Annotated in this window: 21 protein-coding genes and 1 pseudogene; 17 read left to right on the forward strand and 5 right to left on the reverse strand. The window is 69.2% G+C overall.

Features of this window, described 5'->3' with window-relative positions; all coding sequences use genetic code 11:
• Positions 1–83: 83 nt before the first annotated feature.
• The 3 genes from IM697_RS42965 (at position 84) to IM697_RS42975 (ending at position 3,792) form a co-directional block, all read left to right on the forward strand.
• Complete coding sequence (locus tag IM697_RS42965) at positions 84–1,415, forward strand: hypothetical protein (protein WP_194042870.1); 1,332 nt, start codon at positions 84–86, stop codon at positions 1,413–1,415.
• Positions 1,416–1,726: 311 nt separating this feature from the next.
• Positions 1,727–2,068, forward strand: coding sequence for a plasmid mobilization relaxosome protein MobC (locus IM697_RS42970; protein WP_194042872.1), 342 nt, complete (start codon positions 1,727–1,729; stop codon positions 2,066–2,068).
• Complete coding sequence (locus tag IM697_RS42975) at positions 2,065–3,792, forward strand: relaxase/mobilization nuclease domain-containing protein (protein ID WP_194042874.1); 1,728 nt, start codon at positions 2,065–2,067, stop codon at positions 3,790–3,792. Before IM697_RS42970 ends, IM697_RS42975 begins: the two co-directional genes overlap by 4 nt.
• Before the next feature lie 497 nt (positions 3,793–4,289).
• Here IM697_RS42975 and IM697_RS42980 read toward each other — a convergent pair whose 3' ends face one another.
• Together IM697_RS42980 and IM697_RS42985 are read right to left on the reverse strand one after the other, a co-directional pair.
• On the reverse strand, positions 4,290–4,736 hold the full coding sequence (locus tag IM697_RS42980; protein WP_194042876.1) for a hypothetical protein: 447 nt from the start codon (positions 4,734–4,736) through the stop codon (positions 4,290–4,292).
• 101 nt (positions 4,737–4,837) lie between these two features.
• Positions 4,838–5,524 carry an SPDY domain-containing protein gene (locus IM697_RS42985; protein ID WP_194042878.1) on the reverse strand — a complete coding sequence of 229 codons (687 nt, stop codon included), beginning with the start codon at positions 5,522–5,524 and terminating at the stop codon, positions 4,838–4,840.
• A 352-nt stretch (positions 5,525–5,876) separates the two neighbouring features.
• On the opposite strand from IM697_RS42985, the gene IM697_RS42990 reads away from it, so the two are divergent.
• From IM697_RS42990 to IM697_RS43035, 10 genes are all read left to right on the forward strand, one after another.
• Positions 5,877–6,107 (forward strand): hypothetical protein, encoded by a 231-nt coding sequence (locus IM697_RS42990; RefSeq protein ID WP_133023859.1) that lies wholly within the window; start codon positions 5,877–5,879, stop codon positions 6,105–6,107.
• Positions 6,085–6,597 (forward strand): DUF6879 family protein, encoded by a 513-nt coding sequence (locus IM697_RS42995; protein ID WP_194042880.1) that lies wholly within the window; start codon positions 6,085–6,087, stop codon positions 6,595–6,597. The genes IM697_RS42990 and IM697_RS42995 overlap by 23 nt, the downstream gene beginning before the upstream one ends.
• 27 nt (positions 6,598–6,624) lie before the next feature.
• Positions 6,625–7,470 carry a helix-turn-helix domain-containing protein gene (locus IM697_RS43000; protein WP_194042882.1) on the forward strand — a complete coding sequence of 282 codons (846 nt, stop codon included), beginning with the start codon at positions 6,625–6,627 and terminating at the stop codon, positions 7,468–7,470.
• Positions 7,471–7,565: 95 nt separating this feature from the next.
• Positions 7,566–7,952 carry a hypothetical protein gene (locus IM697_RS43005; RefSeq protein ID WP_194042883.1) on the forward strand — a complete coding sequence of 129 codons (387 nt, stop codon included), beginning with the start codon at positions 7,566–7,568 and terminating at the stop codon, positions 7,950–7,952.
• On the forward strand, positions 7,949–8,491 hold the full coding sequence (locus IM697_RS43010; protein WP_194042885.1) for an NUDIX domain-containing protein: 543 nt from the start codon (positions 7,949–7,951) through the stop codon (positions 8,489–8,491). Before IM697_RS43005 ends, IM697_RS43010 begins: the two co-directional genes overlap by 4 nt.
• Positions 8,492–8,573: 82 nt before the next feature.
• On the forward strand, positions 8,574–8,819 hold the full coding sequence (locus IM697_RS43015; protein WP_194042886.1) for a hypothetical protein: 246 nt from the start codon (positions 8,574–8,576) through the stop codon (positions 8,817–8,819).
• A 61-nt stretch (positions 8,820–8,880) separates the two neighbouring features.
• Entirely contained in the window at positions 8,881–9,681 is an 801-nt protein-coding gene (dapF, locus tag IM697_RS43020) for a diaminopimelate epimerase (RefSeq protein WP_194042888.1), read from the forward strand.
• Positions 9,678–10,769: a D-alanine--D-alanine ligase family protein gene (locus IM697_RS43025; protein ID WP_194042891.1), complete on the forward strand. Its 1,092-nt coding sequence runs from the start codon at positions 9,678–9,680 to the stop codon at positions 10,767–10,769. Before dapF ends, IM697_RS43025 begins: the two co-directional genes overlap by 4 nt.
• 37 nt (positions 10,770–10,806) lie before the next feature.
• Entirely contained in the window at positions 10,807–11,319 is a 513-nt protein-coding gene (locus IM697_RS43030; protein ID WP_194042892.1) for a C39 family peptidase, read from the forward strand.
• 27 nt (positions 11,320–11,346) lie between these two features.
• Positions 11,347–11,709: a glutamate ligase domain-containing protein gene (locus IM697_RS43035; protein ID WP_194042894.1), complete on the forward strand. Its 363-nt coding sequence runs from the start codon at positions 11,347–11,349 to the stop codon at positions 11,707–11,709.
• 130 nt (positions 11,710–11,839) lie between these two features.
• On the opposite strand, the pseudogene IM697_RS43040 reads toward IM697_RS43035, so the two are convergent.
• Positions 11,840–12,528 (reverse strand): annotated as a pseudogene (locus IM697_RS43040) (siderophore-interacting protein).
• 245 nt (positions 12,529–12,773) lie between these two features.
• On the opposite strand from IM697_RS43040, the gene IM697_RS43045 reads away from it, so the two are divergent.
• The gene (locus IM697_RS43045) at positions 12,774–13,232 is read left to right on the forward strand and encodes a MarR family winged helix-turn-helix transcriptional regulator (RefSeq protein ID WP_228044405.1); all 459 of its coding nucleotides are present in this window, start codon (positions 12,774–12,776) and stop codon (positions 13,230–13,232) included.
• A gap of 304 nt (positions 13,233–13,536) precedes the next feature.
• On the opposite strand, the gene IM697_RS43050 is transcribed toward IM697_RS43045, so the two are convergent.
• Positions 13,537–14,814 (reverse strand): amidohydrolase family protein, encoded by a 1,278-nt coding sequence (locus tag IM697_RS43050; RefSeq protein WP_194042905.1) that lies wholly within the window; start codon positions 14,812–14,814, stop codon positions 13,537–13,539.
• Positions 14,815–15,034: 220 nt separating this feature from the next.
• On the opposite strand from IM697_RS43050, the gene IM697_RS43055 reads away from it, so the two are divergent.
• The 3 genes from IM697_RS43055 to IM697_RS43065 all read left to right on the forward strand — a co-directional run bounded on the left by IM697_RS43055 (position 15,035) and on the right by IM697_RS43065 (position 18,101).
• Positions 15,035–15,661, forward strand: a complete 627-nt coding sequence (locus tag IM697_RS43055; protein WP_194042907.1) for an NAD(P)-dependent oxidoreductase — start codon at positions 15,035–15,037, stop codon at positions 15,659–15,661.
• 64 nt (positions 15,662–15,725) lie between these two features.
• A complete protein-coding gene (locus IM697_RS43060) occupies positions 15,726–16,598 on the forward strand; it encodes an aldo/keto reductase (protein WP_194042909.1) in 873 nt (290 codons plus the stop codon).
• Positions 16,599–16,664: 66 nt separating this feature from the next.
• Positions 16,665–18,101, forward strand: a complete 1,437-nt coding sequence (locus IM697_RS43065; RefSeq protein WP_194042911.1) for an FAD-binding oxidoreductase — start codon at positions 16,665–16,667, stop codon at positions 18,099–18,101.
• 54 nt (positions 18,102–18,155) lie between these two features.
• Here the strand turns inward: IM697_RS43065 and IM697_RS43070 are convergent, their stop codons facing one another.
• Positions 18,156–18,737, reverse strand: coding sequence for a TetR/AcrR family transcriptional regulator (locus tag IM697_RS43070; protein WP_194042913.1), 582 nt, complete (start codon positions 18,735–18,737; stop codon positions 18,156–18,158).
• Between the last annotated feature and the right edge of the window lie 54 nt (positions 18,738–18,791).

Raw genomic sequence — 18,791 nt, forward strand, 5'->3', positions numbered from 1 at the left:
TCTCCCCCTCCCTTCACCTCACCTCACCCCGCCCGCGCACAGGCATGCCCTCGCACGCGCGGGCGCCCTTGGAGAGCCCCTGCATGACACCTGGCAACACCCTGCCCACAAGCGCCGAAGAGACTCCGGCAGCATCCCTGGCGCACTGGATCACCTCGCCCACCGCAGCCGTACTGCTGCTGGCGGTCCTCGCCCTGACCGCTGGATGGCGGTGGCAGCGCGCCCGCAAGCCCGGCAACGGACAGCGCCGTCGCACCGCCGCGATCCCGGTTGCCGCCGTCGCCGCGATCGGCTGCACCGCCTACAGCGCGGACACCAGCTGGCGGTTCGCCGCCGACTACCTCGACATGGGCGGCACCATCGAGCGCGCCGCGATGTTCGCCGTCGCCGAACTCGCCTTGTTCTCCACCGCGCTGATGGCCCGGGCCAACCTCAACGGGCCGAAGCAGGCGCCCGGTCTGCCCGGCACCCTCACCTGGGTGATCACCGGCGTGCAGATCGTGCCCGCCTACGCCGAGTCCGGGCTGGTCGGCGGAACCGTGCGGGCCTTCGTCGGCCCGGTCCTGGCGGCGATGCTGTGGCACCTGGCCATGGGCATCGAACTGCGCAACCGCAGCCCGCGCTCCGCCTCCCGCAGCCTGACCGCCGTCCTCGCCCGACAGGCACGCGAACGGCTGTTGGCCCGCCTGGGGATCGCCGACCGGGACGCGGACGCCTCCCGGATCATCCGCGAACGCGCCCTCGACCGAGCCGTCACCCTGATCCTCCGGGCAGAGGCTATGAAGCCCGAGAAACGCACCACGCGACGAGGCCAGCGCCTCACCCGCCATCTGCACCAAGCACTGGAGCAGGCCGACGTCGACCGCGACGAGCGGCAGGACAAGCTGCTGCTGCGCAAGCTGGCCACCCGCCAACAGGCCCTCGCCCTGGCCACCGTCCCGCTGCCCGCCCGCTGGCCCCACCCCGCCCCAGGGCTTGCGGGCGGATCCACGATCGCCACCCTGCGGGCCACCACGGCAAATCGGGCAGAAATCCCGGGCAGCACGCCTTCAAAGGTCGCGGGCGATAACGCCGCCCACCGGGCAGCCCGCCCTCAGCCCGAAAGCCGCCCGCACCAGCCCGCCGGCACCGCCACCAGCCCGGAACCGAAACCGGGCGAGGAACCGCCGAACGTCGATCCGGGCAAGTCCGCGCGGGCGAGGTCGAATCGCTCGGGCCACAAGCCGCGGGCGACACGGGACCTCCTCACCGAGTACGCCCATCGTGTTCATAGCGACACCGGACGTCTCTCCCGTGACCTGCTGGAAAACGCAGTGCGCGAGGACGGCTACAGCGTCGCCAGCGATACCGCCGGAGAAGTCGTCCGCCGCGTCAAAGCCGACCTACGGACCGGGCCCGCCGGCCACCCGCAATGAGAACACCCCCACACCCAAGCCCCAAGGAAGACCGCTCGATGCACGACTCGCACCACGAACTCCACGACGCTCAGAAGGAGATCAACACCCCCGCGTCAGCGCCAGCAAGTTGTACCGGAAGCAATGCTTCCGGATTTCCCGCCCCGGGAGTGGCGGGAACGTCTCGGTGCCATGGGGCACCGGACGGGCAGGCTGCGACCGAGGGCGGACAGCAGCCGGGACGGGCTCGGCAGGCCGAGCCGCTGGCGCGGCGGCGTCAGCGCGCACGTCAGCCGAAGCCGCGCAAGCGCGTGCACCAGCCCAGCTGCCGTATGAACGACGACGAGCTCAAGCGCCTCACCGACGCAGCCGCCCACTGCCAGATGTCCAACGCCGCCTTCCTCGCCTTCGCCGCGGACAAGGCCGCCCGTGACCTGACCCGCACCGCCGCCGAGATCGCCACCGAACGAGAAGTCATCGACGAGCTGTTCGCCGCCCGGCGCCACCTGGGCCGCATCCACGGCCTGTTCAACCAGGTCGCCAAGGCCCTCAACTCCGGCGCCGACGCACCCCACCTGGACACGGCGGCAGAAGCCGTCCGCAATGCCGCCCGCCGCATGGAGGACGCCGCCGACGCCCTGCTCGCCCATCGCGAAGGCGGTGCCGCTGAGTGATCCCCAGCATCCACGAGCGCGGCAGCGAGACGATCGGGCTGATCCGCTACCTCTACGGCCCCGGCACCGACGAGGAGCACATCGACCCGCACCTGGTGGCCGCCTTCGACCCGCTCACCCCCGACCCCGGCCGCGACCCGAAGGCCACCTACGAGCAGTTGCAGCGCCTGCTCGACCAGCCCGTCAACGCTCTGCCCGCCCACCGGCGCCCGAAGAAACACGTCTGGCACCTGTCCGTGCGGGCTGCCCCCGATGACCCGGTCCTGTCAGACGAGGACTGGGCTGCCATCGCCCGCCGCACGGTCGCCGCCACCGGCATCGCCCCCGACGGTGACGAGGAAGCCTGCCGTTGGGCCGCCGTCCGCCACGCGGACGACCACATCCACATCATCGCCACTCTGGTCCGCGACGACGGTCGCCGGCCCCGCCTGCACAACGAGGCCCGCCGAGCCCAGACCGAATGCCGCCGCATCGAAGCCGACTACCACCTGCGCCGTGTCCCGACGGGGGACGGCACCGCCGCCAAGCGCCCCACCAGCTCCGAACGCCACAAGGCCAAACGCCAGGGCAAGGACCGCACCTCCCGCGAGGAACTGCGGGAGACCGTGCGCCGCGCGGTCGCCGGCGCCACCAGCGAGGAGGAGTTCTTCGACCGGCTGGTCGCCGCCGGCCTGTTGATCCGCAAGCGCGTCGCGCCCTCCGGTGACCTGCTCGGCTACAAGGTCGCCTCCCCCGACGACCGCAACAGGGATCAGGAACCGATCTTCTACGCGGGCTCCACTCTGGCACCCGACCTGTCCCTGCCCCGGATCCGGCAACGCTGGGCTGGCGGTGACTCCTCCCAGAGCACCGAGACGGCCCCAGACCAGAAGGACCAAGCCCCGGCATCGAGCGGCCCTGCGATGGCTCGACGGCGTGCTGCCTCGGCCGTGTGGCAGGCGGTGCTGGTTGTCGATGACGGCGAGGACGCCCATGTGGCCGCGCAGATCGCCGCGGCCGGTGAGGTCCTCGACGCGCTCGCCAAGACCTCGGCAGCCCACACCCGGGCCGAACTGCGCGAAGCTGCCTTCGCCTACGAGCGAGCCACCCGCTCCCACATCCAGGCCGAACGCGGGCACGACCGCGCCCTACGCCAGGCCGCGCGCGACCTCGTCCACAGCGGGCCCGCGCTCGGACGCGGGGAAGACGGCGCCACCACGGCGATGGCCATCGACATGCTGTTCTTCCTCGTCACTACTACCGCCCACTGGCACGCCAAGAAGAACCACGCCCAGCAAGCCGCTGCCGCACGCCAGGCCGCCGAGCACCTGCGCACCGCCTACCGGGCCGCCGCCGACACCCCGTTGGGCACGCTGTACCTGCGCGGCCAGCATCTGCCCCAGCAGCTGCGCCAGAGACAGGCTGCCTACCTCCGCCAGGCAGTGCCGGAGCTGGCGGAACAGGCTCTGGCCGAGCCGGGCTGGTTTGCGCTGGCCGCCACGCTCGCCGACGCCGAGGCCGCCGGACACGACCCTGCCGGGCTCCTGTCCGAAGCGGCTGGACGGCGGGAGCTCGCGACCGCGGACTCTGTCTCCGAGGTGCTGATGTGGCGGCTGCGCCGGATGGCAGAGCTGCCCGCCGACGCCACCTCGATGCCTCAACGCACCACCACCGCGGCCCCGGGCAACGATCGCACCGCCCGGCCTTGGGCGAGTCGAAGCGATCAACCCGGCAGGGCGCGATGATTCAGCACATATACCGAGCCCCTCTGCCAGAGCAAAGGCAGAGGGGACAGGACCTGGGGCGTGACCCGGACCTCGGCGAACGTCTTCTCCAAGTCGGCGTACACGAGCCCATGGGAGCCGGAGACGATCAACGGAACCGCTCCGTTGAGAACACACAGCCCCGTTCCGTCTCGGAACACCAAACCCGTTCCGCCTCGGAACACCACGGCCGTTCCGATTCGGAACACCACGGCCGTTCCGTCTCGGGACACGACGGCCGTCCCGAATAGGGACAGGAGCTGCGGGCGTTTCCTGGGTGAACAGATCGAGCGTCCTCCGAGTGAACGGTCCTCGCGTTTCCTGAATGGACAGGTGTGCCCGGCCAACACGGCGCTGCAGCCGTCGCGCTGTAGCCGCCGTGGGGCACACCTGCCTCAGAGGCAGTTCGAAGCGGACAGGCTGACCGAGCCAGCCCTTCAGGCATCAGCATCGCGAAGGGGTGAAGAGGTTTCCGGGATTCAGTGGCCGAGGTGGCGCAGCCCCTCTTCGAGGGTGGGGTGGAACCGGTCGACCGGACCGGAGTTGCGATTGTACCAGGCCGCATCCAGACCGGGCTCCTTCGTCTCGTGACCGGACCGGCAGCGCAGCCAGATCGAGTCATCGCGCATGCAGAAGACGATCCAGTCCCGGTATGCGCCGCAGCCTGGGCATGTACGGACCTCGTCCTCAATGATGAGCGGCGGCAGCCAGCGCATCATCAACCCGGCCACCTCCTGACGCGACGGCACCCGCAACTCCGGCGGCAGGAAGTCTGCCGCCACTGCTTCCTCCGCAGCCGGAGCCGGTGCGGTCTGCTCGGGGAAGTCGGGCCACGGCTGCGTGGCCTGTAGCTGCCGGGACAACTCGTAGCCCGCGCGCTGGGCTTCACGGAATGCCCGGTCCTCACGAGCGCGTCGAAAGAACAAGATCTCTTCCTCTCTGTCTTCTGGCGGGCACGAGGAATGTGCCTCTGCTCAGGGGATGGCGACGAGCCGCCCGCCAGCGGATCCGCCGGAGGCAGGGGTCGTCAGCTGCGGCGGACGACGGTGAGCCGGCCCTCAGCGTTCTTGGGCACAGTGCGGCGGAGTACCGGGACCGGTGAGGCGAGGGACGAGGCGAACGCCGCGACCAGGCCGTGGGGGACGCTGGCGCTGAAGCTCGCACACCACAAATACGGGCTCCCGAGAGCCGGTTCCGCCCACGCCTGCCAGCCCACCAAGTCAGGACGCGGGTCGGCGTCCTCGATGAGCGGCGGCAGCATCTCAAGGGAGACGCAGGAGGTGAACCCAGGGTCTATAGCGGTGGTGCGGGGGCGGTCCACGTCGCGGATCCAGCCCCGGGAGATGAGCGCGCTGAGGACCGTCTCGGGCCGCTCGAGGTCGGCATCGGGTGCCTCACGGGCATCGATCGCCACAAGGAGGTCAGCGAGCCCCTCGTACGGGACGCCAGCAGTGAAGTACGCGTTCCACTCCGCCATCACGGACGTGGCACGGGAGCGGGCACTCAACTGCCAGGCCACCGGCAGCCCGCCCAATTCGAACGGGTAGGCCGCGAGGATCCACTCGGCGCCGCGCAGCCCGTCCGCGCTGACGTACAGCAGGGTGTGGCGGGAGGTGGGCCACATGCGCCAGCCGAGGCTGGCCAGGATGTCACCGATCCGCTCGGCGAGCGCATCGTCGTCTCCGGCCAAGTGGCGCGGGGTGACCCAGTACACCGGGTCCGGCAGTTCGGGTCGGAAGGGATCGCTGGGGTGGTGCGATTGCAGGGGCGCCTCCGTAGGCTCGGGTACAGGTCACTGACAGTCGTTGACCTGGGGGTTCGGAAGGTCGTCCACGTTGACATGCTTGTCCGCGGTGCGCCAGTAGTCGTGGGATCTTCCCCGTCTGCCTCCGGCGAACTGATGGTCAGTCCACGCGGACCGCAGCCCCGCGGCCTGGCCCGACCAGGTTTCCCCGCTCGGGTTACCACCCGAAGTCCTGGCAAGTTTGGGCAAGTTCCTGGCTCGGCAGCGCTTTCGCAGGCAAGCTCTGGCACAGAGATCGTTACCGGCTTCCGAGGAGGACATCATGGCCCTGCGTAAGCTCGGCAAGGACCCGGAGAGTCCCAGTGGCGGCTCGCCCACCATCTACCTCGACGAGGAGAAGGACAGCTACCTGGTGCAGGGGTGGAAGGTGGAGGACGCCGAGCGCCTCGGCCAGATGGATATCCCCGGCCACGAGTCGGTGGTGGAGATCCCCCGGCGCATGGTGCAGTTCTTCCTGGAGGTGAAGAAGGATGACGAGGACCCCGACGTTTGAGGAGCTGTTCCGCGACTGCCAGAGGACGGCTGTCCATCTGGAGATGCGTGACGCCTACATGAAGTCGGACCCGGCCTTCATCGACTGGAAGGCCGGAGTGGTCCTCGATCCCGCCGAGCGCTGGGCCGACTGGCACGCCATCGTCACGGAGGCAACCTCACGAGGCGTCGAGGTTCGACGCGCACGCGTCATGTCGACACCGGTCAGCGAGTACATCCGCTTCGAGTACGACGTGACCGATGGACTGAACATCGCTGCCGGCGAAAGCGTGAGGTGGCTCTCGCGGCGCGACGCGACCGATATCGCGCTGCCGGGCAATGATTTCTGGCTGTTCGACTCCAGCCTCGTCCTCGTCAACCACTTCGACGGCGAGGGCGAGAACATGGAGGTGGAACTCACGGAGGACGCTGAGGTGGCGAAGCTCTGCGAGTCGGCCTTCGAGGCCGTGTGGAAGCGGGCAACGCCGCATGCGCAGTTCGATCTGGCCTGACGGTTCGAACAGCACCCTCGCACCGATATGACATCACCCTCTTCGAGCGTCCAGGAAGCCCGCAAGGCGCTCGGGCAACGCCTGGCCGAGATCCGGAAAGCGGCCGGTCTCACCAAGCGAGCGCTGGCCCAGAGCCTGGATTGGCATGAGTCGAAGGCTTCGCGCTTCGAGAGCGGCGCCCGCGCGCCCTCGGAGCGCGACCTTCGCGATTGGTGTTCCGCCTGCGGTGCGGAGGGTGAGGCAGAAGACCTCGTCTCGACAGCCCGCGGAATTGAGGGCATGTATGTCGAGTGGCGCAAGATGGAGCGCCATGGGCTCAAGTGGGCGCAGGAGTCCGTCGTTCCTCTGTGGGAGCGCACCGAGCGGTTTCGTATTTACTCGCCGTGGCTCATCCCCGGCCCCGTGCAGACGGCCTCGTACATCACCGCGCTTCTGACCTCCATCCGTGACCGCCGAGGACTCATCGACGACGTACCGGCGGCCGTCAAAGTGCGCGTGGAGAAGCAGCAGGTCGTCTACGGCAACCACAAGTTCGCCATCCTCCTGGAAGAAAGCGTTCTGCGGTACCGAATCGGCGGCACCGATGTGATGGCGGGCCAACTCGGCTATCTCCTCAGCGCCATGGCTCTCCCCTCGGTGAGCATCGGCATCATCCCCCAGGACGCCGACCGTTCGGGACTCTGGCCGGTCGAGGGATTCTTCCTGTACGACGACGAGTTGGTGAACGTCGAATTGATCTCGGCACATCTCAGCGTCGTACAGAGGCACGAACTTGCCATGTATGCCAAAACGTTCAGCGAGCTGGCCGAACTTGCCGTCTACGGCCCCGCAGCGCGTGAACTCATCACCGCTGCCATCGAATCTCTAGGGTGAATGCCCGGCAAGTTCCGGCACACTCATGGAGCCCTGTCCCACTCCCTTCCTAGCTTTATAGGCACGGCTGAAAGCGTGCTCCGGAAGGGCCAGAGATGACTGTGGCAAGTACCGGCAAGACGATCGAGGCGGCCGAGGACACCGAGGGCGACGACACCCCCATCGATGTAGAGGCGATCTCCTCCCGAACGAACACCGTCCTCGGCCTGCGAATGGACACCACGACTCGCGCGGCGATGGACAGGCAGGTGCCGGCGGTCGCTGGTGACCTGAACCGGTTGCTCCGCGAGGACCTGGGTGTCGACGACGACAACGAAGTGCGGCAACTGCTTTGCCAGGGGACCAGGCTGGTCGACCTCACGAACCGGCCTACCGCCGAGACGCCCGCCTTCGGGACGTATCTCTACCTCCGCGATGTCGCCCTTCTGACGCAGCGCCTGCTGTGGATCTACGTCGAGCGGAACGGTCTGGATGCCCCGTGAGCGTCAGGGACGACCAGATCATCCGGGAGCTCTCCCACTACCTCCACGAGCACCCCGCCGACAGGATGGCGCTACTGCCGGTCTACGACGCGGCCCGCGACCACTCACAGCGCCGAGTCTGCACCCATGGCCGGCGCTGCCCCCTCGTGGTCACAGGAGCCGTCGTCCTCGACGAACGCAACCGTGTCCTGTGCCTGCGGCACGAGGGAGGCTACGCCCTCGCGGAGGCGGAGCCAGAGGACGCGGACGACTCCCTCAGCGAGGCGGCCCTGCGCCTGCTCGCCGAGGAGGCCGGTATCCGGGACGTATGGACGCAGCCCGGCGCCGAGGGACCCTTCCTGATCGACGTGACCAGGCCGGGCCGACACAGGTACGGGCCGCGCCTGCGGGTCGGCATCCGCTACCTCTTCCGGGCCCATTCGGGGGCGGTCTTCCCTTCGATGATCGAGACGGGTGCAGCGGCCTGGGTGCCCCTCACCGAGATCGGCATCCCGTCGGTCCGCAGCCGCGTGGAGCACCATCTGATCGGAACCCGATGAGTCCGAGAAGCCAACAACTCGCCTACGTCGTAAGCCTCATCGCACTCGGCGGCTCCCTGCTGCTCGGCATCTGGAGGGGCTGATGTACGAGCGCAGGACCCAGGAGGCGCCCTCCATACCGCCTCCGCCTCGCGGAACCATCGGAAGCACCCGGCCGCCGAGCGATGTCCGTATCGGTGACTTCGTCTACCTCGACGGCGCCTACCAGCGAGTCCGGGACATGCGGTCGGCCGGCACCGCAGCCCACCGCGTACTGATCTTTGCCGGGCGGGAGCCCTGGGTCATGCGGGAAGCCCGGACGACGTACCGGCCCATCGACTTCCGCTGATCCCTCGCCCTGTTCGGGCGTCACATCGTCACTCTCACCTCACCATGCGAGGAGCTTTGCCATGCGCTTTCGCAAGATCCATGGCGCCGGAAACGACTTCATCCTGCTCTCCAGCCTCGGCCCGGACGACGACATCGAGTGGCCCAAGGAGGCGGAACGTCTGTGTGCCAGGCGTACCGGGGTCGGTGCGGACGGCCTGGTCATCAGCAGGCTGATCAGCGACCGCCCTGCCGTCCTCGAAGTCGCCTGTTTCAACGCGGACGGCTCGATCGCCACCATGTGCGGCAATGCCCTGCGGTGCTCCGCCTGGGCCGCTCACCGTGATCACGGCTTCCAGCGGATGAGTCTCCACATGGCCGGCGTAGTGCACGAGGCGGTCGTCTCCGACGACTCCGTCTGGGTCACGGCCGAGGTCGGCGAAGTCCTCCCTCGACGCTTACAGGCCGTCATCAACGGCAGGCCGACCTGGTTCGACAGCGCCCACACCGGCACTGAACACGTCGTAGCCATCGTGGACGACGTAGACGCCATCGACGCGGTCATGGTCGGGCGCCTCGTCCGCCACCACACCGACCTCGCTCCACTGGGAACGAACGTCAACTTCGTCCAGTCCACCGGCCACCAGGCGCTGAAGATCCGCACCTACGAACGCGGCGTCGAGGCGGAATCCCTGTCGTGCGGCAGCGGGGCCGTGGCAGCCGTCGTCGTCGCCACCATGCGCGGACTGGTGGCCCGACGCGCCATCACCGTCCACAACCGCGCCGGGGAACCGCTCACGGTCCGGCCGCACGACGCCCGGCCGAACCGGACTCACTGGGTCGGCGGCCCGGTCACCAACACCTTCGAAGGGGTACTCGCATGACTCTCTTCCTCAGCTCCTGCTCGGACCGTGCGGTGCAGAAGGCCGCCGAGGAACTTCGCGAGTGGGGGCAGAGCCGCCAGGGCCTAGCCGTCGCGCTCGTCTACGGGCCCGTGTCCGCCGAGGACAGGCTCTACCACTCGAAGTGCCCCGTCGAACAGCGCTCGGTCACCGCCCTGTCCGAAGCTCTGGAAGAGATCGGCGCCCACTGGAAGGTACTGAACCCGTGCGAGCCCGACTTCATCATGGAACTGGTCGAATACGACGTGGCCCTTTCCAACCTGCACGGCCCGTACGGCGAGGACGGCCGGCTGCAGGGTCTGCTCGACTACCTGCGCGTCCCCTACTGCGGCAGCGGAGTCGGGGCATCCGCGGTCGCCGCCGACAAGATCCTCTGCAAGCGCGTGATGCTCACCCTCGGCGTCCCTACACCCGGCTGGCACGTCTGGGTCGGCGGCCCCACGACCTGGAACGGGCGCCCGGTCATGGTCAAACCACCCTTCGGCGGATCCAGCGTCGGCATGAGCCTCGTGCACGATCCGGCGGACCTGCCTGGCGCTCTGGCGGACGCCGCCAGCGATGAGGGCGCGGCCGTGCTCATCGAGGACTACGTGACCGGCACGCCGATGACTGCGGGGCTGCTGGAGCTGCCGGGCGGCTCGGTCGTTGTCTTCCCACCACTGATCACCGAGGCAACCGAAGCCGACTTCTACGACGCCGACACGAAGCTCGACGTGGACTCCAGGGGAGCGGTGACCGTACGCGCCGCTGACCTGACTCCCGCCGTGCTGGACAAGATCACCGAGCACGCGCGGACGCTGTGGGACGGACTCGGGCTGCGCGGTTCGGCACGCATCGACTTCATCCTCACCGAGGACAGCGAACCGTACGTACTGGAGGTCAACACCACACCGGGCATGTCCCGCGACAGCAACTTCGCGGTGGGGGCGGCGATGATCGGACTCACACACACGGACGTCGTGTTGGCGATGCTGCACGAGGCGCTGGCCCGCCCGCCCTACGATGTCCCCCTGCCCACTCCCGCGTTCGCCAGGACCACACTGACCCGGGAGGCTGCCGTCTCGCCGTAGGAGCCCTGCCGCTGTGCCGCGCGTCCACGATGTCCCCATGTGCCGTCAGCTCATCGACCCCGCCGAATGGGATCTCCACGGAGGATGGGCACTCGGGGACAGGATCGAATGGGCCAACCGGGCATGCGGCCTGGCATCGCTGAGAATGATCCTTCTCGCCTACGGACGCGAGGCACCCACCGTCACGGAACTGCTGAAACTCGCGGTCAAGCACGAGATTCTGACCCCGCGTGGAGCACTTCACACCGGGATCGCGAGCCTGGCGACCGACCTTGGAGTCCCCTCCACCGCCGATCCCGTCCCGGTCGAGGCCCTGACGAAGCGGCTCGACGACGCCCCGCTCATCGTGTCCGTGACCGAGCAGTTCCCCGACGACGGCCGCGCCGGCGGCCACCTCGTCATCCTGCGCGGCTACGAGGACGGCCCCGACCCGACGATCCACTTCCGAGACCCGTCGGCCTGGGGCCAGACACACGATCGGGTCCCCCTCAGCCGCGTATCCGCCTCCTACACCGGCCGCGCAATCACCTTCGCGCCCCTGAGCCCCTGAGCCCCTGAGCCCCAACGGAGAATCCTGATGACCGAGGCAGACGGTGACACGACCGAGGCCGCAGGCGGCCGGAGGATCGCCGTGCTCGGAGAGATGCTGGAACTGGGCGACGAGGCCGTCGAAGCCCACCGCGAGGTCGGGCGCACGGCAGCCGAGAACGGCGTCGATCTCGTGGTGGCGGTCGGAGGAGATCTTGCCAAGCAACTCGCCCTCGCGGCGGGCGCGGCAGGAGTGCCGGACATCGCGATGGTCGGCGACAACGCCACCGCCGCCGCCTATCTCAACTCCATCCTCCGCCCCGATGACGTTGTGCTCGTGAAAGCGTCCCGCGGCGGCCAGCTCTGGCAGATCGCCCAGGTTCTCACGGGACAGCCCGTCACGGGCCTGTGAGTCAGCTACGACCTGCTCGGGCTGTTCCCGGGCAGGTCGTCCCTGGAGGATGGGCCTACCCCGACCACGCGTTCCCAGCCGGCCGCGGAACCGCTGCCCGCGGACCGAGGGATCGCGTGGACAGCAGACCCTACTCCAGTCCCTTCTTGCCCGGCGCCCAGAACGGCTTGGTGAGCACAGACCGCCGGCCCCAGCCCAACTCCCGTACCAGCAGTTGCCGTACGGCCTGAACGATGCGCGCCTCCCCGGCGACGTACGCGACCCCGCCCGGCTCGGGAGCGAGGCGTCGTATCCGGCCGGGGAGTGACGTGCCACCTCGGGTCAGCCAGTCGAGTCGGTCGGAGTGGCGCATCGGGAGCCGGTCCGCGGCCGTGTCCGTCTCCACGCACCCGGAGATCCGAGTCCCCTCCGGCAGCGCGTCCAACATCGCCCCGAAGGCGACGGACGCCGTCTCCTCCCCGACGAAGACGTGGTGAGCGGCGTCGGGACGGAGGGTGAACGTGCCCTCCGGATTCCGCAGCCGCACCTGCTCACCGACACTGACGCTTCGCCCCCACTCGGCCCCGGCCCACCCTCAGGGTGGTCCAACACGCACAACTCGACAGCGCCGGAGGGGTCGTAGCGCCACACGGAGTACGTCCGCGGGGTCAGCCCGCCGACCAGGACGCGCACCTGCTGTCCGGGCCGGACGTCGAGACCGGCGAGCTTGTCGCCCTCGACGTGCAGGCGGCGCATGCGGGCCGTGATCGGTTCGGCCTTGGTCACGGTGGACCGGATGAACAGGAGGTCGAGAACGGGGTTCAGCACAGCGGCGGGCATGGTTGGCTCCTCAACACGCTGCGGTTGGATGGGGTCCATGGCGGGGTTTCCTGTCCTGATCAGCCGGGGGGGTCATGGGGCGCGGCCTTGGAGCACGCCCAGCGGTGAGACTCACTGCCGGTTGCCGACACGACGTCACCGTGAGATCTTTGTTAAAGTAACCCTATAGACATTATCAATTGATAAGGAACCAGTTGTCAACATCGAGCCCTGCCCCAGGCGCACCCGACCAGACACACGGGCCCGTGACGGGCCAGCAACTGCTCGCCGCATTCACGAATCTGGGTAAAGGTCTGAGGCGGTGGATGCAGGCGACCATGCCCACCGGCGGCGGCATGACGGTGCCGCGCGCCAGCCTGCTTCTCGGCTTGACCCTCAAGAGGGAGCCGACCGGCATGAGCGAACTCGGCGAGTCCCTCGGCATGTCTCCCAGGAACATGACCGTCCTGGTGGACGGCCTCGAGGCGGAGGGCCTGGTCCAACGCGTCAGCCACCAGCACGACCGCCGGATCAAGCTCGTCGAACTCACCCCGGCCGGCAGGGAGGTGGCACAGCGGGAACTCGGGCCGTCGCAAGCGGCGGCGGCAGCGCTGTTCGACGACTTCATGTCCGAAGAGCGGGATGAGCTGCTCAGACTACTGGGGAAGGTGGGCGACACCTTGCGTGCCCGCGGGGTCGAGATGCCCTCCCGCGAGCAAAGGTGATCTTCGAATCCGCCGGGGTTGGGGCCCGTTGGTCGCCTTGTTCTGCGCCCACGCCCAGCCGGCCTGCTTGCCAAGACGGCTCGCACTGCGGCGACTTGTCTCGCTGACTGGCCTTATAGACCGCACGTGCTGGACAGCACCAGGGCCCCGGTCATGCTGACAGCGACGCCGATCACCTCGGTCACGCCGCCCGGCCCAGGCTGCTCAGCCAGGACATCCCCACGACACCGAACTGCCGGCGCCCGGATCGGCCGGTCGACCCTACCAACCGGCCGCCGGGGCGTTCTCACGACGGCCGCCGGGATCAGTTTCCCCCGCCGACGGCAGCCGCCGTGGCCCGCAGAGCGTCGGCGGTCCGGACGAGGCTTCCGTGGGTCAGCCGCCCGTCGGACTTCACGACCTGTCCTGCGACGAGGACCGTGTCCACGTTCTGCGGGTGGGCAGCGGTGACCACGGCCGCGATGGGGTCGCGGTCGGCAGTGAGGACGTTGAGGTCGTCCAGGCGGAGCAGGATGACGTCGGCCTGCTTGCCGGGACGCAGCGAGCCGATCCGGTCGGCCAGCCCGAGGGCGGCGGCACCGTCGAGCGTGGCCATCCGCAGCACATCCTTGACGCTCAACCGTGCGGCACCATCGGTGACTTGACTGGCGATCAGCGCCGCCCGCATGAGGGAGAACATGTCGCCGGGCGTGGACGTCACAGCATCGACACCCAGGCCGGTGGTGACTCCGGCACGGCGGTAGCGGCCCGCGACGGGCCGGCCGATGCCCAGCATCGCCTCCGTGCCCGGCGTGACCGAGGCGGTGCCCCCCGAGTCGGCGATCAGCTTCAGCTCGTCGTCGTCGAGCGAGTTGCCGTGCACGTACAGCGCCTTGACGTCCAGCAGACGGTGCTCCCGCAGGATGGAGACCGGACGCATCGCAAGGGGGCCGGCGCTGACGTGGAACGTCACGGACAGATCCAGTTCGGCCGCCAGCCGCCAGTCGTCGGTCACCACCTCGATCGGCGTGTACGACGGACCGAGCGGGGCGAGCGCCATGGTGACCAGCGCGTCGTCGTTCCGCAGCCGCTCCGCGCGGATCCGGCGGACGTCGTCGTGGTTCCCGAAGCCGGTGAGGGGGAAGCCGTAGCCGAACACCGCGCGCAGCCCCGCCGCCTGCAAGGCATCCACGGCGGCGTCGGCATGCTCGGGGGTGTGCAGCGCGTGTGAGAAGTCCATCAGGGTGGTGATGCCGGAGTCGAGGCCCTCCAGCGCGCCGGCCAGGGTCGCGGCGTGGATGTCCTGCGGCCCGAGCCGCGGGCCGAGCCGCCCCAGGACCAGACCGAGGTAAGCGGCGAGGTCGACATCCACGGCCGCGCTGCGCAGCGCCGACTGCCACACGTGCCGGTGGGTGTCGACGAAACCGGGGAGCACGATCCGGTCGGTGGCGTCGACGACGGTGGCGCCCTCTGCCGGGAGGTCGCGGCCTACGGCGGTGATCCGACCACCCTCGATCAGGACATCCGTCTTCGGGCGGGCGACCGGCTCGGGCTCGGTGTCGATGACGTGACCGTTGCGGAGCAGGATGCGGGTGTCGGTCATGGTGCTGCCAATCTCTTGGACTCGAGAACCGGGGCTGAACACCGACGTTGAGCCAGGTTCCTCGACGTGGCGAAGCTAAGCGGACTACTGTCCGCAGCAATCCAAACGTATCGGACACTTGTCCGCTACGCATCACCATCACTTGCTAACCGGATACCTGTCCGGTACTTTTCCAGTGGGCGGACAATTGTCCGCTTACGTCTCAGCGGAAGGCTCCGCCATGAATCTGCTCATCCTCGGTGCGACCGGCCCCACCGGTCGCCACGTCGTCGATCTGGCCCGTCAGTCCAGCGACAGGGTCACCGTCCTGGCACGCAGGCCAGAGGCGCTGGAAGACCTGGCGCACCAGGTCACCGTGGTCGCCGGCGACGCCACCTCGCAGCACGATGTCGCGAAGGCCATGGCTGGGCAGGACGTCGTCATCTCGGCCCTGGGCAGGAGCACATCCGTGCGGGCCGACGACCTGTTCACCCGGGCCGCGGCGGCCGTGATCGGCGCCGCCAAGGAGGTGGGGGTCTCCCGCCTGGTCTGGCTGTCGTCGTTCGGCGTGGGTGACACCTTCCGGTCGGCGAGCCCCGCGCAGAAGGTCATGTACAGCACGTTCCTGCGGAACATCTACGCCAACAAGGAGATCTCCGAGAAGGCGATCCGCGCCAGCGGCCTGGACTGGACGCTGGTCTACCCGACCATGCTGACCAAGGGCCCCGCCAAGGGCACCTATCTCGTGGGCGAGCGTCTCCCGATGAAAGGCAACCCGACGATCAGCCGCGCGGACGTCGCCGACTTCCTGTACAAGGCGGCCCACAGCCCCGAGTGGATCCACCGCGACGCCGTCATCACGGACTGACCAGCCCTGACGCCCCGCCGCGCACGCCTTCCCGCCCCGCGGCCGACTCCCGAACGGACCGACCATGAGTCCTGACTCCCCCGCCTCCCACGACTTCCTGCTCGGCGGCGACCTGCCGATCAAACGCATCGGCTTCGGAGCCATGCGGCTGTCCGCCAACGGCTTCACCGGCCCGGCCCGCGACCCCGAAACCGGTCGCGCCGTCCTGCGCCGCGCCATCGAACTCGGCGTCAACCACATCGACACCGCCTCGTTCTACCGCAGCAACGACGGCACCGTCAGCGCCAACGCCCTGATCCGCGAGGCCCTCCACCCCTACCCGGACGCCTTGGTTCTCGCCACCAAGGTCGGCCCGTGGGACACCCCCGACGGCGGGCTGCGGCAGACCGACGACCCGGCCGCCCTGCGGCCGATGATCGAGGCGAACCTCGAAACCCTTGACGTGGACCGCCTCGACCTCGTCTACCTGCGCGTCGGCGCGATGGAACCGCCCCACGGCCAGTCCATCGCCGCGCAGTTCGAAACGCTCTCCGCGATGCGCGAGGAGGGCTTGATCCGCCACCTCGGCCTCAGCAACGTCGACACCGGCCACCTGGCCGAAGCCCGCGCGGTCGCGCCCGTCGCCGCCGTGCAGAACCACTTCCACGCCGGCAAGCGCGACGACGCCGAGCTCCTGACTGCCTGTGTGGAAGCCGGCATCGCCTTCGTACCGTTCTTCCCCCTCGGTGGCGGCTCCAGCGACCTCTCCGCGGACCGCCTGGCCAAGGTCGCGGAACGGCATGGCGCCACGGTCCCCCAGATCGCCCTGGCCTGGCTGCTCGCCTCCGCCCCCGTCACCCTCGCCATCCCCGGCACCGGGTCCCCGACCCACCTGGCGGAGAACATAGCCGCCGGGTCGATCACCCTCACACCGGAGGACCTCGCCGACCTTGCATGACGCGGGGACCACTCCGCTCCACCGGGCAGCCGCCCGCGCGGCCTGCCGGCCTTCAGAAAGGCACACATGAGCCCGACCAGCTCTACCCCCACATCCCCCGCATCCCCCACCTACGACGACTTCACGGCCGGCTTCCGAGGTGCCGTCCTGCGCGCCGGAGACGGCGGCTTCGACGAGGCCAGGGTCGTCTTCAATGGCCGTACCGCCGACACACCTCCCGCGCTGATCGCCCGCTGTGCCGACGAGGACGATGTGGCCGCCGCTCTGCGGTACGCATCCGCACGGGATCTGCCCATCGCCGTGCGCGGCGGCGGCCACGGCGCCGACGGCTATGCCATGCCGGGCGGTGCCCTCGTCCTGGATCTGTCCGGCATGCGCGAGATCACCGTCGATCCGCAGACCCGTACCGTGCGCGCCCAGGCCGGTGTCGTACTCGGCGAACTGGACGCGGCCGCGCAGGAGCACGGCCTGGTGGTGCCGTCCGGCACCGTCACCACGACCGGCATCGCCGGGCTGACCCTCGGCGGCGGAATCGGCCACCTGATGCGCCGGTTCGGAGCCACCGTCGACAACCTGACCGGCTGCGAGATGATCACCGTCGACGGCCGGAAGGTCCGCGCGGACGCGAAGGAGAACCCGGATCTGTTCTGGGCCCTGCGCGGAGGCGGCGGCAACTTCGGCGTCGTCACCGCCTTCGAGTACCGCGCCCACCTCATGGGTCCCGGCGTCGTCTCCGGGCAGATCTTCTACCCCGGCGACCAGGCCGCCGCCGTACTGTCGAAGCTGCACGCCTTCATGGCCGACGCGCCCCGCGAACTCGGCCTGGGCACCACGCTCACCGTCGCCCTGCCCCTCCCCGGACTTCCGGAGGAGACGCACGGCAAGCCGATCCTGATCCTCATCCCGTGCTACACCGGGCCGGTACAGAACGCCGAGGACATCATCGGGCGGCTCTCCACGCTCGGCGCGCCCGTCGTCAACACGGTGGGGCCCACCACCTGGCTCAAGACGAACAGCATGCTGGACGCGATCGTCCCCTACGGCCATCGCACGGCGGTACGGGGCGGCTACCTCGCCACGCTCAGCGAAGCCGTGGTCGGCACACTGATCGAGCGTCTTGCCGACGTGCCGGACACCCCGGGCACGATGAGCACGATCAACGTCTGGTCGCTGGGCGGTGCGATCTCCGAGGACGTCAACGAGGACGACATGGCCTTCTCGCGCACCGGGGCGTCCTGGCTGTGGGAGTGCGCGCCGGTGTGGACGGAGCGGGACCAGGACGCACGGTTCGACGCATGGGCCGACGCGACGACGTCCGCCCTACGCCCCTACACGCTTCCCAACGCCTACACCAACCTCACCGAGGACCAGGGCGAGGCGTGGCGCCGTGGCGTGTTCGGCAGCGAGGCCAAGTACCGGCGGCTCGCCGAGGTCAAGGCCGTATGGGATCCGCGGAACCTGCTCCGCCACAACAAGAACATCGCTCCCGCCACCGGCGAGTAGCGCCCTTGCGTGGCCGGGCCGCTGGTCGGCCCGGCCATGTGGTCGTTCCGCCGGTCATCCCCGTCCGGGCGCCCCCGCGCACAGCCCGTCCATGACGATGTCCAGGAGCCGGGCACTCTGGGTCTGCCAGTCCCCTCCGGCGTCGATCTGCCAGATGCCCGCGACGGCCAGGATGAAGTCGCCGGACGTCAGATCCGGGCGGAGGGTGCCGGCCTCGTGGTTGGCCGCGAGCAGCGCTTCGATCGCCTTGACCACCAGCGCGTATCCCGGTTGGGCCGGGCCGTCCGTCGTACCGACGATCTGCCTCATCGCATCCGACAGGCCGGCCTTGGCGACGGCGAAGCGGGCGAGCTGGTCCATCCATTCACGCAGGGCCTGATCAGGTGTCCGGGTGTCGAGCAGCTCCGTCGCGGCGTCGGCGAGCTGCTGCGCCTCGTGGCGGTAGACCTCCAGGACGAGCGCTTCACGGTTGGGGAAGTTGCGATAGAACGTCCCTTGTCCCACCCCCGCCTTCTTGGCGATCAGGCTCAGCGGGACATCCACCGCACGCGTCAACTCGGCCAGCGCCACCTCGAGGATGCGCTCCCGATTGCGCTGTGCGTCCGACCGCTGGGGCCCGTCGCTCTTTGGTTCCACTCCCGCCCCCTTTCCCGAGGTAACGGACACCCGTCCGTTTAGCTCCACCATAGC

Origin of the sequence: Streptomyces ferrugineus, assembly GCF_015160855.1 — a bacterium.
In the GTDB taxonomy this organism is placed as follows: domain Bacteria; phylum Actinomycetota; class Actinomycetes; order Streptomycetales; family Streptomycetaceae; genus Streptomyces; species Streptomyces ferrugineus.

What these genes read in the sequence shown, in the direction of transcription:
- IM697_RS43025 (WP_194042891.1), top strand. Translation starts at nt 9,678, where the DNA reads ATGACTCTCTTCCTCAGCTCCTGCTCGGACCGTGCGGTGCAGAAGGCC.
- IM697_RS42995 (WP_194042880.1), top strand. Translation starts at nt 6,085, where the DNA reads ATGACGAGGACCCCGACGTTTGAGGAGCTGTTCCGCGACTGCCAGAGG.
- IM697_RS43015 (WP_194042886.1), top strand. Translation starts at nt 8,574, where the DNA reads ATGTACGAGCGCAGGACCCAGGAGGCGCCCTCCATACCGCCTCCGCCT.
- dapF (WP_194042888.1), top strand. Translation starts at nt 8,881, where the DNA reads ATGCGCTTTCGCAAGATCCATGGCGCCGGAAACGACTTCATCCTGCTC.
- IM697_RS43060 (WP_194042909.1), top strand. Translation starts at nt 15,726, where the DNA reads ATGAGTCCTGACTCCCCCGCCTCCCACGACTTCCTGCTCGGCGGCGAC.
- IM697_RS43030 (WP_194042892.1), top strand. Translation starts at nt 10,807, where the DNA reads ATGTGCCGTCAGCTCATCGACCCCGCCGAATGGGATCTCCACGGAGGA.
- IM697_RS43065 (WP_194042911.1), top strand. Translation starts at nt 16,665, where the DNA reads ATGAGCCCGACCAGCTCTACCCCCACATCCCCCGCATCCCCCACCTAC.
- IM697_RS43035 (WP_194042894.1), top strand. Translation starts at nt 11,347, where the DNA reads ATGACCGAGGCAGACGGTGACACGACCGAGGCCGCAGGCGGCCGGAGG.
- IM697_RS42970 (WP_194042872.1), top strand. Translation starts at nt 1,727, where the DNA reads ATGAACGACGACGAGCTCAAGCGCCTCACCGACGCAGCCGCCCACTGC.
- IM697_RS42990 (WP_133023859.1), top strand. Translation starts at nt 5,877, where the DNA reads ATGGCCCTGCGTAAGCTCGGCAAGGACCCGGAGAGTCCCAGTGGCGGC.
- IM697_RS42965 (WP_194042870.1), top strand. Translation starts at nt 84, where the DNA reads ATGACACCTGGCAACACCCTGCCCACAAGCGCCGAAGAGACTCCGGCA.
- IM697_RS43050 (WP_194042905.1), bottom strand. Translation starts at nt 14,814, where the DNA reads ATGACCGACACCCGCATCCTGCTCCGCAACGGTCACGTCATCGACACC.
- IM697_RS43055 (WP_194042907.1), top strand. Translation starts at nt 15,035, where the DNA reads ATGAATCTGCTCATCCTCGGTGCGACCGGCCCCACCGGTCGCCACGTC.
- IM697_RS43000 (WP_194042882.1), top strand. Translation starts at nt 6,625, where the DNA reads ATGACATCACCCTCTTCGAGCGTCCAGGAAGCCCGCAAGGCGCTCGGG.
- IM697_RS43005 (WP_194042883.1), top strand. Translation starts at nt 7,566, where the DNA reads ATGACTGTGGCAAGTACCGGCAAGACGATCGAGGCGGCCGAGGACACC.